11 protein-coding genes are annotated in these 12,887 nt (G+C 52.9%); 7 read left to right on the plus strand and 4 right to left on the minus strand.

What is annotated here, in order from left to right:
• The first annotated feature begins 115 nt into the window (after window positions 1–115).
• The 7 genes from NST96_RS10745 (at window position 116) to NST96_RS10775 (ending at window position 8,528) form a co-directional block, all read left to right on the plus strand.
• Window positions 116–538, plus strand: coding sequence for a copper amine oxidase N-terminal domain-containing protein (locus NST96_RS10745; protein ID WP_051567434.1), 423 nt, complete (start codon window positions 116–118; stop codon window positions 536–538).
• Between the two features lie 270 nt (window positions 539–808).
• The gene (locus NST96_RS10750) at window positions 809–1,432 is read left to right on the plus strand and encodes a YhcN/YlaJ family sporulation lipoprotein (protein ID WP_122957757.1); all 624 of its coding nucleotides are present in this window, start codon (window positions 809–811) and stop codon (window positions 1,430–1,432) included.
• A gap of 230 nt (window positions 1,433–1,662) precedes the next feature.
• Entirely contained in the window at window positions 1,663–4,758 is a 3,096-nt protein-coding gene (locus NST96_RS10755) for a BTAD domain-containing putative transcriptional regulator (protein ID WP_003387476.1), read from the plus strand.
• A 159-nt stretch (window positions 4,759–4,917) separates the two neighbouring features.
• Window positions 4,918–5,496: a TetR/AcrR family transcriptional regulator gene (locus tag NST96_RS10760; protein WP_003387475.1), complete on the plus strand. Its 579-nt coding sequence runs from the start codon at window positions 4,918–4,920 to the stop codon at window positions 5,494–5,496.
• A 77-nt stretch (window positions 5,497–5,573) separates the two neighbouring features.
• The gene (locus tag NST96_RS10765; RefSeq protein WP_024985123.1) at window positions 5,574–6,764 is read left to right on the plus strand and encodes an HlyD family efflux transporter periplasmic adaptor subunit; all 1,191 of its coding nucleotides are present in this window, start codon (window positions 5,574–5,576) and stop codon (window positions 6,762–6,764) included.
• Window positions 6,757–7,932: an ABC transporter permease gene (locus NST96_RS10770; RefSeq protein ID WP_003387472.1), complete on the plus strand. Its 1,176-nt coding sequence runs from the start codon at window positions 6,757–6,759 to the stop codon at window positions 7,930–7,932. The genes NST96_RS10765 and NST96_RS10770 overlap by 8 nt, the downstream gene beginning before the upstream one ends.
• Before the next feature lie 95 nt (window positions 7,933–8,027).
• A complete protein-coding gene (locus NST96_RS10775) occupies window positions 8,028–8,528 on the plus strand; it encodes a DUF3907 family protein (RefSeq protein ID WP_024985124.1) in 501 nt (166 codons plus the stop codon).
• Between the two features lie 57 nt (window positions 8,529–8,585).
• On the opposite strand, the gene NST96_RS10780 is transcribed toward NST96_RS10775, so the two are convergent.
• The 4 genes from NST96_RS10780 to ugpC form a co-directional block, all read right to left on the minus strand.
• Window positions 8,586–9,179: an NAD(P)H-dependent oxidoreductase gene (locus tag NST96_RS10780; RefSeq protein ID WP_327926036.1), complete on the minus strand. Its 594-nt coding sequence runs from the start codon at window positions 9,177–9,179 to the stop codon at window positions 8,586–8,588.
• A 63-nt stretch (window positions 9,180–9,242) separates the two neighbouring features.
• Window positions 9,243–10,640, minus strand: a complete 1,398-nt coding sequence (locus NST96_RS10785; protein ID WP_003387469.1) for a S8 family peptidase — start codon at window positions 10,638–10,640, stop codon at window positions 9,243–9,245.
• A 145-nt stretch (window positions 10,641–10,785) separates the two neighbouring features.
• Window positions 10,786–11,559 (minus strand): Cof-type HAD-IIB family hydrolase, encoded by a 774-nt coding sequence (locus tag NST96_RS10790; RefSeq protein WP_172920641.1) that lies wholly within the window; start codon window positions 11,557–11,559, stop codon window positions 10,786–10,788.
• A 112-nt stretch (window positions 11,560–11,671) separates the two neighbouring features.
• On the minus strand, window positions 11,672–12,787 hold the full coding sequence (gene ugpC, locus NST96_RS10795; RefSeq protein ID WP_003387467.1) for a sn-glycerol-3-phosphate ABC transporter ATP-binding protein UgpC: 1,116 nt from the start codon (window positions 12,785–12,787) through the stop codon (window positions 11,672–11,674).
• Between the last annotated feature and the right edge of the window lie 100 nt (window positions 12,788–12,887).

Raw genomic sequence — 12,887 nt, forward strand, 5'->3', positions numbered from 1 at the left:
TATGTTCATTGTAGCGTGTTTTTGTAGCAAATTGGTTTCATTTTTGTAACAATTTGAAAATAGGAAAGAAGTCGGAGGCAAGAAGTCACCTATCACGTGTGGGAAGCATCTCCATGTGGCCCGAATACCGCCATGGAGCTTAGAATATAATCACAAGCCGATCGCGTTCCCCGATCAAAAACCGCTGATCAAAGACAGCCGGGCACTGGTACCGCTTCGTCCGATCGCGGAAGGCTTAGGCTTTGACGTAGACTGGAACAGTCAGACAAGAACGGGTTTGATTCAAAAGGGTGACGCCCAAATTAAACTGATTGTTTCCCGGAAGATTGCAAAGCGTAACGGCGAGATCATCAGCTTGGATGTGCCCGCCCAAATCGTCAACCAGCGGACGATGGTTCCGGTTCGCTTCATTGCCGAAGCTCTATCCTACGACGTGAATTGGGATGGAAGTAACCAGACCGTTCTGATCAAAGACAAAGCAGAAGAGGGTAAAGCGCCAGCCAGCCTGGTCACATCGCCGGAAAGGAAGCAGGAGTAAAATCCGGTTGCACAAAAGCCTGCTGGCAGCAAAGAAGGAAAGCTGATTGATGCGAGCTACGAAGTCCAGATCCAATCAGACGGGACATTTTTGTTTGAATGGACGGAGAAGATAACGGCTGAAGAATATACGCTACTAGCTGAAAAAGGCGATGAAAAGCAGACCGTGGAAGGAACATTCGTCATCCTGAATTAGAAAAAAGAAGCAGTTTTCTCATCGAGTAAGAATACCTCCGGCTCCTCACACTAGGGAGTGAGGAGGTGTTTTTCTTTGAAACGATGGGGTTCAGCGCTTTGTGCACTGTTGCTTGCCGGAGTCGTCGGGTCAGGCTGTACACCGAATAAGGAACAAGGCGGAGAAGACTATCACGGAGAGCCTGCCAAGTATGATGCTTACGGGATCAATATAAAAAATGACAACGTCGGTACAGACAAGGGACCGGCTGCGATGCTTGTCCAAAAGAACAGGCATCACCGCGAGCCGGATCTCGTCCGGACTCTGGAGGCACAAGCGGAAAGAATTCCGGGTGTCGTCGACATCAAGGTACTTGCGTATAAGGATAATTTGTTGATCGGGGTGCTTCCTGATGGTGCAACGAAACCCGACAGTATTGATCCTACGCCATCGGTGCTCTATACGCCGGGCAAGCCTGCACGTATCGATAACGGGCATACGGACCGCCTCCAGCAGCGTGTAGCGGGAGTGATGCGCAGCAGACTCCAGGCGCAGACACGCTACAACATCATGTACGTTTCAACCAATCCGGCTGTTTATCAGCGCATTGCTGACATCCACCAGCGCGTCGTACGGGGAGAACGTGTTCCAGAAGACGAATTCCAAACGCTGTTAAACGACATCGGCTATACGACAAAAGGGTTCAATCTGGTTGATTGACACACGATGAATGATTTGGACGTAAAAGACCACCTGACCGCCGGGTGGCTTTTGTCATGGACGGGAGGGAGGATTTTGGCCAGGCTCATGGAACTATATCTTGGATGATGTGATCGGTGAGGAGTGTACGAACGATGAATGCATCCAGGGTGAGCCTGACCAGGATAACCCCTCCGAGACTGGGGCCTTACGTGTTTCACAGATTGTCATTGGCGAGGAAGCTCAGGCTGATGAAGCACAAAGCTCTGTCTGTGATCCATGGAGGTGCGGGGTACGGAAAAACGACAGCAGTGGCTGCATTTTTTGATCATGGCAACAAAGAGGCGTGCTGGTATCGGATTGGCGAGAAGGATGGCGAGCTGCCCGTTTTTCTGTTACATCTGGTGGAGAGCATACGAATGGTTCATCCGGCTTTCGGCGATTCTTTTTTGCAGGCAATGAGGGCTTCGGGCACACAGCCCGGAGACGATTCAACGGAATCGATTGCTGACCTGTTTATTCGCGCATGCATGGAAGTCAAGGGCGAGCTCCTATTGATTCTGGATGATTTTCACAATGTTCACTCCAAAGTGACAGTGGACAACTGGATGCAATATTTTTTGCAGAACATGCCGCAGAACGTTCGGGTAGTCATACTGACCAGAACCCGGCCGGACTGGCCATTTTTGAATGTCATGTCCGCACGCGGCGATGGGATGGAGCTGACGGTATCCGACCTCGCTTTTTCCCGTGAAGAGATGGAGACATTTTTTCTGGACGAATACGACATCGCCTTGTCAAAGGACGATAGCGAGCGGATTGCAAACATAACCAAAGGGTGGGCGGCTGCTGTCCGAACGATTGGAGAAACATTGGCAATGGGCGTCCACACAGTGGGCAGCGCTTCCGAATCCTCGCGATTTCTGCCATTCTTGGAAACAGAGGTATGGGACAAGCAGGAGCAGGAGCTTCAGACGTTTTTAATGAGGTCCTCCGTTTTTGAGAGCTTTGAGGCGGAAGACATCCGCCAGGTATTCGGTGAACAGGCTGCTCATCTGCTTGCAGAAACACTTCGGCGCAACCTTTTTTTGCTGAGGGAAGACAATGTCTATGCGTATCATCCGCTGCTGCGGCGTCTACTGATCAGCAAATTGGCGGGACATCCGGAGGAATACATACACATGCACAGAGCTGCTGCTGCCTTGTACAAGCGAAAAGGAGACGTGCAGCAAGGCTTTGAACATTTGCGCTTGATCGAGGCGTGGGACGAGCTCGGAGAATGGCTTTGTCAAGCGGCAAACCCGCTGCTTCAGACAGGCAAGCTGGACCAACTGTCACAGTGGCTGCAGCTTCTGCCGGACGAGGTAAAAGAGCGTTATTATGTTCTCTGGCTGTATCAGGCTGAGGTCGAGCGGTACCGCTGCCTGTACCCGAAGGCCTTTCTGTCTTATCAGCGATTCCTCTCGCTGTGCGAGGAAAAGGGGGATATTATCGGCCAGTGCCGAGGGCTGGAAGGACTCGCCCGGGTCCATCTGGACAGTGTCCAAAGCGTGAAGGCAGAGGAACTGCTGAAGCTTGCGATTCGTCTGCTCGAGCCTGCAGACCATGAGCTGGCTCCACGGCTTTATCGCTTGCTCGCGGAGATATACACCAACAGGGGAGACTCGCAGCAGGCTGCCGATTGGTACCGGCGGAGCCAGGAATGGGAGCAGCGGACGGAGGTCGAGCTGGAATCCCGCCTGCTGTTCCGGACGGGCAGGCTTCAGTCGGCGATCCAGCTCCTGGAGAGCGAGTGGAAGTCGGAGCAGGTAAACCAGCCTGCATTGATGAGATCCTACCGGGAAACCTCCCTGCTGCTGGCCTTTGTATACGGCTTGAACGGCGAATGGGAAAAGGGGCTCAGAGCAGCAGAGTACGCGATCCAACAAGGAAAAGAAGCGCACTCCCCGTTCGTGGAGGCAAATGGATACGTGCGCAAGGCGACGGCGGCTTTGGTCAGTCAACAAATGCCCTATGACCAAATTCGTCAGTTGTACCAACTGGGTCTGCAAATGATGGAGGACCTGCAGTCGACGCGAGGAAAATCGGAGACGCTCCTTGGGCTGACTCTTCTCTACGGGCGGGAATCGAATCTGGATATGGCGCTTTCTTACGGGCAGCGGGGACTCCAGGAAACAGAGGCGATGCGTGATGACTGGCTGAACAGCTTGGTGCGACTCGCAATCGGCATCGCGTATGCCTCCTGCGGGCAGGACAAGCAGGCGGAAGAGTGGATTCGCGATTGCGAGGAGCGCTTAAGCCGTTGTGGAGATAGCTTTGGGGTCGCGATCTGTCATTTATGGCTCAGTTTTTTTGCCTATCGCCAGAAAAATTGGCCTGCTTTTATCCCGGCCGTGACTCAGGCGCTGACCGCGATCCAGGCGGGGGAATACCATTTCCTGCTGCAGCGGCCGACGATGTTTACTCCGCATGACGTCCAGCAGCTGATGCCGGTACTGATCGAGGCTCAGAGGCGACAGGTTTCTCCCGATTACGTCTCGCAGCTGCTGACTGACCTGGGCCTGCAGAACGTCACTTTTCATCCCGGCTATACCTTGCGAATCCAGACGCTCGGTCAGTTTCGTGTCTGGCTTGGCGAACGGGAGCTGGGGGAAAAGTCTTGGCAGCGCGGAAAGGCAAAGCAGCTATTTCAGCTTCTCCTGACGAAAAGGCAGCATCTGCTGGCCAGAGAAGAGATCGTCGCGACCCTCTGGGGAGAAAGTGACGAAGAGACCGCCGCCCGTGACTTCAAGGTTGCTTTGAACGCACTGAACAAAGCCCTCGAGCCGAATCGGGAAGCCAGAGCGAGCGCTTTTTTCATCCAGCGTCACGGCAGCTCTTACGGCTTTAACCTGGCCTCGGGCTTTCAGATCGATGCGGAGGAGTTCGACCGTTACGTAACACTCGGGCTGGAGGCGAGTGTCGCTTCGCAAGCGATTGTCCTATTGGAAAAAGGGCTGTCTTTTTACAAGGGGGAGTACATGCCGGATTGTCGGTACGATGATTGGTGTGTAGCGGAAAGAGAAAGGCTGCAGCTGCTTTTCCTGCGAGGGGCAGAGCGCCTGGCCAAACTGCTGTTGGACTCGAAGCGGATAGACGAAGCGATCCGCTGGTGCGAATCGATCCTGATGGCTGACGACTGCTGGGAGGAGGCATACCGGCTCCTCATGCTGGCCTACTATCGGCAAAACAACCGGGCACAGGCCATCCGCATCTACGACAAATGCGTGGCAAACCTGCAAAAGCAGCTCGGCGTGCAGCCGATGCCGCAGACTGTGGATACGTACCGTTTTATTATGGAAGGCTAAGACCGCAAACTGATGCGGTCTTTTTTTATGCCTGCATTTTACGAGGGCTTCGATGGAAGCTTTTTTCATCGGACCTATTGACGAAATCAGGAAAACGACGTAAACTACTTTTTGTACTGACCAGTCAGTTCAAAAAAACAAACGGGAGGCTGAGGAGGGATGGCACGTTCGAAGAAAGATCAGATTGTGGAAGCAGCGTTGACTGCCTTTGCTCAATACGGATACAGCGATACGACGATGGATGCGATTGCCGATGTGGCTGCGGTGGCGAAAGGGACGCTGTACTACCATTTTTCAACGAAGGAAGAGCTGTTTCTGTACGTGATTGAAAAAGGCGTGAAGATGCTGATCGATTCCGTGGACAGCGTGATGCAGCGAGAGGATTTGTCAATGGATCAACGCGTGCTGTGCGTTCTGGATGAGCATCTTCGCTTCTTTTCCGAGCATCGGGAGCTTTGTCTTCTCTTGTTGAGCTTCTTTACCGGAGACCAGCAGCGGGATGAAATGATCGGGAAGCTGCTGTCCGGCTATTTCATGGCCATGGAGGCCTATGTTGCCGAGCTGCAGCAGGAAGGCTTTGTCAGACCGGATATTGAGGTCCGTACAATGGTCTCCTCGCTGTTCGGCATGGCTGGTTTTACGATGCTGCGGAAGCAGTTCCGCAAAGAGACGGGAATTACGGATTCAGACCGAAGGACGCTTCATATGTTGCTGTCCGGAGTCTTGATGAAAGGGTAAAGCAATCAAAAGGCTGATGAATCATGCAGCCGAGCACGACACATGCAAAGAGAGAATGGAAAAGAGGAGAATGAACGATGAATAAACGAGCGTGGATAGGAGTAACCGGTTTTGTCGTCTGCATTGCTGTACTGGGGGCATACCTGATGGGACCGGGTGCAGGTAGCGTGGCTGGTCAGCGCTCCAAGCAAGTCGCCGGGGTTGTCGAAGGAACATCCGTGGATCTTTCCTTTAAAATGGGGGGCTCCATCGCAGATATCATGGTCAAGGAAGGCGACGAGGTAAAGGCTGGACAACTGGTCGCGACCTTGAACAACGAAGAGCTGCTGGCAAAGCGCGAGCAGGCGCAAGCTGCCTACCATCTGGCACAGGTAAAGCTGGAACAGGCAAAGAAAGGCGTCGGAATAACGGATACTTCCAGCAACGCGCAGGTAAACCAGGCTTTGGCCGTGGTCAATGCTGCCAAGGCGCAGTATGAAGCGAACAAGAACGGCGCCCGCTCAGAAGAAGTGTCCCAGCTGAAAGCCAAGCAGCAAGCGGCGCAAACGGCCAAGCAAATTGCGGAGACGCAGCTCCAACGGATGAAAAAGCTTCTCGAAGAAGGGGCTGTCCCGCAGGTGAAGGTCGACGAAGCGCAGATGGATTACGAAAAGGCGGTTGCGGAGCAGAAGGCAGTTGAGGAGCAGTTGAAAATGGCCCAGTCCGGCTCGCGCAAGGAGCAGCTCGATGCAGCCAAGGCGCAGTGGGAGCAGGCGCAGGCCGCCTACGATCAAGCTGTCGCTGCACGCGGACAGGTCGGCCTTAAAGAACTGGACGTAAAGTCGGCTGAAGCGGGAGTACAGCAAGCGAAGGGAGCTTTGGAAGAGGTAGAAGCGTATCTGAACAACACCAAGCTGACTGCCCCTGTCGACGGCGTCGTCAAATCGGTAGCTGTGCAGAAGGGTGAGCTGGTTTCGCAAGGCTTCACTGTTTTGACGATCCAGACGAAGCAAGACAACTACGTGAAATTTTACGTGGATGAATACGAGATTGCCGGAATCAAAGCCGGGGATACGGTCAACCTGTTCGTGCCTTCATTGAATCGTGAAACCGAAGCGCGTGTAGTCAATGTAGCGCCTGCGGCCGATTTCGCGGTGAAAAAAGCGACACAGGAGCTGGGCGATCGCGATATCCGCGCATTCCAGGTCAAAATGGAAATTCACGATCCAGAAATTCTGCCGGGCCTCAGCGTAGAATGGAAGCTCGAAGGGGCTGGTGAGCGTGAGTAACCTGTCCCGGCTGTTTTGGGAAGAATGGCGTCGCATTTTTACAAACAAGACGATTGTGACGGTAATGTTTGCCGTACCGGTGATTTACCTGACTTTGTTCGGATTTTTGTACAGCGAGAAAAAAGTGACGGAAATTCCGACGGTCGTGGTCGACGCCGATCAGACAGAGCTGAGCAGGGAGCTGTCGCGCGCTTTCGATGCCGACCAGACATTCCGCGTCACCCATATCGTCAACACAGAAACACAAGCGATGGACCTGATTGACCAAGGCAAAGCGGCAGTAGCTGTGATCATTCCGGATCACTTGGAGATGGACGTCAAAGCCGGACGGGACGCCAGTGTACTTACGGTTATCGACGGCAGCAACATGATGATCTCCAATACCGCTGTCCGCGCTGCCAATACAGTCACGAAGACGGTCTCTGCGGGTGTGACCTTGAAAAAGCTGGAAGCGCATGGCGGCTGGGGCGAGGAAGGGATGAAGCTGTACACCGGGATCGACTACCGCTATCGCGTCCTGTACAATCCGACCTTCAGCTATATGTCGTTCATGGTTTTTGGTTTGGCTGGAACCGTCATGCAGCAGGTTCTGTTCCTCGGGATTGCCCTCTCAGTCACCCAGCAAAAAGAAGCGGGGACATGGAGGGAGACGCTGGCTGAGAATTCCTTCTGGGCGATCGCAATCAGCAAGCTGCTGCCGTACTTTCTGGTTGCGACCTTCAACCTCGTGCTGACCTTTGCGATCCTGCTGAAAGGCTTTGGCATCCCGTATTACGGCAGTACGGCACATTTGCTGCTGATCGGCACCGCTTTTAACCTCGCCGTGCTGGCCATCGGTTTTGCGATCTCGTTTTACTCGAAGGACCAGCTGCAAGCTACGCAGGCAGCCATGATGATTGCAGTACCGTCCTTCATGCTCTCAGGATACACCTGGCCGCTGATGTCCATGCCGCCGGTGATTGCGGCGATCGGAAAGTCACTGCCGCTGACGTATTTTCTCGATGGAGTTCGGGAAGTTTTGACGAAAGGCCACGGGCTTTCCCACATTACGTATCAAGTGTCCGTTCTTCTGTTCATGACGCTGCTGGGCTTGTTTGCAGCCTACCTGACCTATCTAGTCCAAAGCAAAAAAGCGGCAGCTGCCGCCCCTGAAACGACAAACGCATAGGCAGGATTTGCAGAAAAGAAATCCTTGTGTTGCAAAGAACCTATCCAGTATACTTATCAAAAAAAAGCAGATTCTTTCAACGCGAGGGGGACATTATGTCAGTGACTCATCTGAAGCAATTGTGCGAAGAGACGTACACGAAGTTGAAAAGAGTAAGCATGGATCTGGAGCGCTTTTTAAATCAAGTCACCTTGATGGGGCTGGTCAATCAGTCCGGTGATCCGGAGGAGTACGAGGCTTACTACCGCAACTACCTTTCCGACTTGCGCCATTTGCTGGTGTACTGTGAGAACGCGTACGAGCGGCTGGGAGTTGCTCTCCGCCGGGCGAGGTTCAATGAAGAGTATGCCGAAGAAGTCCTGTACCAGGTGTATCATTCCTGTATCAACAACTTCTACTACCCCAAAGGAGAAGTATACGACGAGGATGGCCGTTATTCGTACACAGACCATGATGCCATTATCTTCCGCAAAGAAGTAACCCCTGAGCTCAAGCAACTGACGATTTCGCTTTGCAAGGTTTTTGAACAAATGCGTGATGACCTGCATTATTACGAGACGGATTACATTACGAAAAAACGGATGCAAAAAGTATAAAAAGGAAATAGACCCTGCCGACAGGTTCGTATTCGACCTGCCGCAGGGTCTTTTTGCTTACACTTCAACGGGCTGAAGGGTATTTTTGAGAAGATGCTCCACCTCGTCCAGCATGGCACGGCGAGCAGCCTCGCTTACGTAAGGAACAGCCGCAAAGTTGTGGTACAGTGTCTTGTATCCCATCATGCTGAGCGTTCCGTCCGCCATCTGTTTTTTCATGACCTGATCCATTCCGCTTGCCCGCATGTCATGCTCAGACTCGCGAGTCGTCGTCATGACGAGGGCTTGCTTGCCGTTGAGCAGACCGACAGGCCCTTTTTCCTCATAGCGAAAGGCGAAGCCGTTTGTAAACACCCTGTCAAAATACCCCTTCATAATGGCTGGCGGAGACCACCACCATACAGGGAAGATCATGACCAGCAGATCCGCGTCTGTAATTTGCTGCTGTTCTTCTGCAATATCCGCACTGACATGTCCTTCTTCCACACGGTGCATGTCTTCTCCGCGAAAAACAGGCTGGAAATCTTGTTGATACAGATCGCGTACAGTATAGGAGATTCCTTCCCCGTTCAGGGCTTGCTTGGTCCTTTCCAGTATTTCGTGGCAAAAGCTTGTATGCCCCTCATGAGCAAAAACGATGTACGCCTTCAATGTTATTCCTCCTGTTGGCGTCAGGTGCAGTGCGCCAGTTTTCTCTTGGCCAAGCTTTTATTCTTACTCAAACCCTTGCCGCAGACGCAGGAAAAACTTGTTGAGCAGGCCGCCGATGGTTTCGGGCTTCTCTTCTCTCATTTCCTGAGCAGCGGGCTTCAAGCTTCTGATCGCGGTATTGACGTTGATCAGACCGTATCCGTACAGTTTGTCTTTGCCCGGAGGCCCGAGGTCGTCCGCCGAAGAGCGAATGACTTCCATCACTTCGGTGTTTTTCATACCCGGACGGACAGAGCGGAGGAGCGAGGCCAACGCGGTGACGTGCGGACAAGCCATCGAGGTGCCGGAAAGCACGGCGTAGTCGCTATAAATATAGGTACTGGGAATGTCCACACCGGGCGCAGCGACATCGACTTGAGCGCCAAAATTGGAAAAGTCGGCCCGTTCCCGATTGTGGTCAACAGCCGCTACAGACAGGACTTCCTTGTAAGAAGCGGGGTAACTGGGCTGTTCGCTGGCGTCATTGCCGGATGCCGCGACGAGGACGACATTTCGTTCAAAAGCGTAGCGGCAGGCCTCCTGCAGGGCGGCAGACGGGGTGTAGTTGCCGACGCTCAGATTGATCACGTCGGCTCCATGATCAGTAGCCCAGTATATGCCTTGGGCGATGTCAAATGCGGAGCCCGAGCCGTCCGCCCCGATTGCCTTGATCGGCATGAGCTTGCTGTTCCAGGACATTCCGGCAATCCCGTCGGCATTGTTTGTACGGGCCGCGATTACTCCCGCCACATGGGTGCCGTGGCCGTTGTCGTCTTCAGGCGTATTGTTGTCTTCCAGCACATTGTAGCCTTCTACCAGCTTGTCCTGAAATTCGGGATGTGTCATATCAATACCCGTGTCAACGATGGCGACAACCACCTTGTTGCTGCCCCTGGTGATATTCCAGCTGTCCTCCATCCCGATCATCGGCAGATTCCACTGGTATTCCCGGTAGTAGGTATCGTTTGGAACGCGGTTTGGAAGCAGCAGATAGTTGGGCTCCGCGTAGACGGAGTCGGGATGTTCGGCCAGCTTCTTCATCAAGTCTTTGGTCGAAAGCGAGCGGGATTTGATAATCATGGCTTGGCCGTAATCGCGTTTCACTTTTCCATCCAAAGAGGCGAGCAGCTTGTCGATCGTTTTCTGATCGGGGCGAGGGTGGAACCGCACGACAACCTCGTGTTCGACATAGTGACTCTTATCCTGTTCATTGTGGTGCAAGGTTTTGATATGGGCGCTCTTCTCCAAGTCTCGACGGACGTCTCGCACTTGTTCGATATAGTTGATCCTCGGGATGCTGGTGTTGACCGAGGTAAGGCGGGGGTGAGGCTCGCGCATTTCCTGATTCTGGTGCCAGGTCAGTGGGATGACCGCCAGGCCGACCAACGCGAGGGCTACGAAAATCGGGGGCAAGGCTCGCAAAAAAACTCACTCCCTCCATGCTTTTATAGATATAGCGTGTGCACGGAAGGAGTGATTATGAAGAAAAAAAGCTGACAGTTTATAGAAAGTCCTCTTTTTGTTTGCAAAAACGATCCAGCGGGCAAGCTCGTCCAACTGACCGGGATCAGATCAGCTTCAGCTGGCGAAGACCGTGGAAAATGCCGTCTGCATCCACATGCCGTGTGACCAGATTTGCCAACGGCTTTACATCTTCATGGGCATTCCCCATCGCGACGCCCATCCCTACAAAGGAAAGCATTTCCTTGTCATTCAATCCATCGCCAAAGGCAACCGCATCCTCAGGTGCCAGACCGTAATGGCGCAGCACTGCTTCAATGCCTCTAGCCTTGGAGCCGTTGGGCGGCAAGACATCGAGAACATTCGGATGCCAACGGATGAATGTGACCGGATGAGCTCGCTCCAGATATTCTTTTGCTTCCGTTTCCTTGCAGTACAAAAATGCTTGATAGATCGGCGTCTGCTCCCAGTATCGCTCATGGTAGCCAGGGGGAGACAGCTGTAAATAATGAAAAGAATCGATGACGTCCGGGTGGTCAGCCTTGTTTGCATAGCAAGTGTCAGCTCCCAAAAAAACCATCGGGTGCTGATTCGATTCTGCGTGTGCTTCCAGAGCTTCCAGGGTAGCCGTGCTCATCGGCGTATGGTGAATACGTTTTCCCTCGACAACGACATAGGAGCCGTTGAAGCTGACAAAGGTGTCGATATCCAATTCATCTGCGATCGGGGCCAGGTGGTAAGGGGCTCGTCCGGTTGCGATCGCGACGCGGACACCGTTCGCTTTCAACCTGCGGATAGCGGCTTTTGTATCCGGGGGAATGGTGTGCGCTGTGTTCAGCAAAGTGCCGTCAATGTCAAAAAAGACGATTTTGTATGGCATTCTCTCTCTTCCTCTCCAATACGCAGCATGCGCAATCTCGTTGTCTGCTTCCATTTGCGGACATAATAAAGAAAAGGAATGCCGGCGGAGACATTCCTTTTGCCACTCAAACCTAGAATACCGCCAATTCTGTCTCGCTGTCAAATACGTGGCACTTGGACAAATCCATGCCCAGCTTGACAGACATGCGCGGTTTAAAGCCTTCGCGGGCATCGACGCGGGCAACCATCTGGGTTTCGCCCACGTTGGTAAAGTAAACATACAGCTCCGATCCCATATTTTCCACTACATCAATGACAGCCTCGATGGAACTGTCAAACGGATTGGCTTCAATAAATTGATTGTCGCTGTATATATCCTCCGGACGGATGCCAAAGGTGACCTCTTTGTTGACATAGCCGCGCTCTTTCAAAAGCTTGGCTTTGTCCTCAGGGAAGCTGACATGGATGTGGGGGGCGTCGAAAACGAGGCGGCCCTCCTTTTCAGTAATGCGTCCTTTGATAAAATTCATCGCAGGCGACCCGATAAAGCTGGCGACAAATTGATTGACAGGGTAGTTGTATATGTCTGTGGGGGTAGCCACTTGCTGGATCAGGCCATCCTTCATCACGACGATCCGGTCGCCCATGGTCATCGCTTCAGTCTGGTCATGGGTAACGTAAATAATGGTCGTATTGAGCCGTTGGTGCAGCTTCAGGATTTCCGTGCGCATCTGCACCCGCAGCTTGGCGTCAAGGTTGGACAACGGCTCGTCCATCAAAAACACCTGCGGCTCGCGGACGATCGCGCGTCCCAGTGCGACACGCTGGCGCTGCCCGCCGGAAAGCGCTTTCGGCTTGCGGTCCAAAAGGTGGGAAATGTCGAGGATCCGAGCGGCTTCCTGTATCCGTTTGTCAATTTCCGCTTTGGAAAATTTGCGCAGCTTCAAACCAAAGGCCATGTTTTCGTACACGTTCATATGAGGGTAGAGGGCGTAGCTTTGAAAGACCATGGCGATGTCCCGGTCTTTTGGTGCGACATCATTGACACGCCGGTCCCCGATGTACAGGTCGCCCTCCGATATCTCCTCCAGGCCCGCAATCATCCGCAGAGTTGTAGATTTCCCGCAGCCGGATGGTCCGACGAGAACAAGGAATTCCCTGTCTTCGATTTCAAGATGAAAATCATTAACAGCAATGACATTGTTTCCGAATTTTTTGTAAATGTGCTGCAAGCTAACTTTAGCCACGAACGGCACCTCCCCGGAATATACATGCTGTCTGATACGTATGGTATCCATATCGTACCAGCAACAGAAAGAGGTGCTCTATGGTCAAATTGCACGAATT

It is taken from the genome of Brevibacillus sp. FSL K6-2834, assembly GCF_038592925.1.
Lineage (GTDB): Bacteria > Bacillota > Bacilli > Brevibacillales > Brevibacillaceae > Brevibacillus > Brevibacillus borstelensis.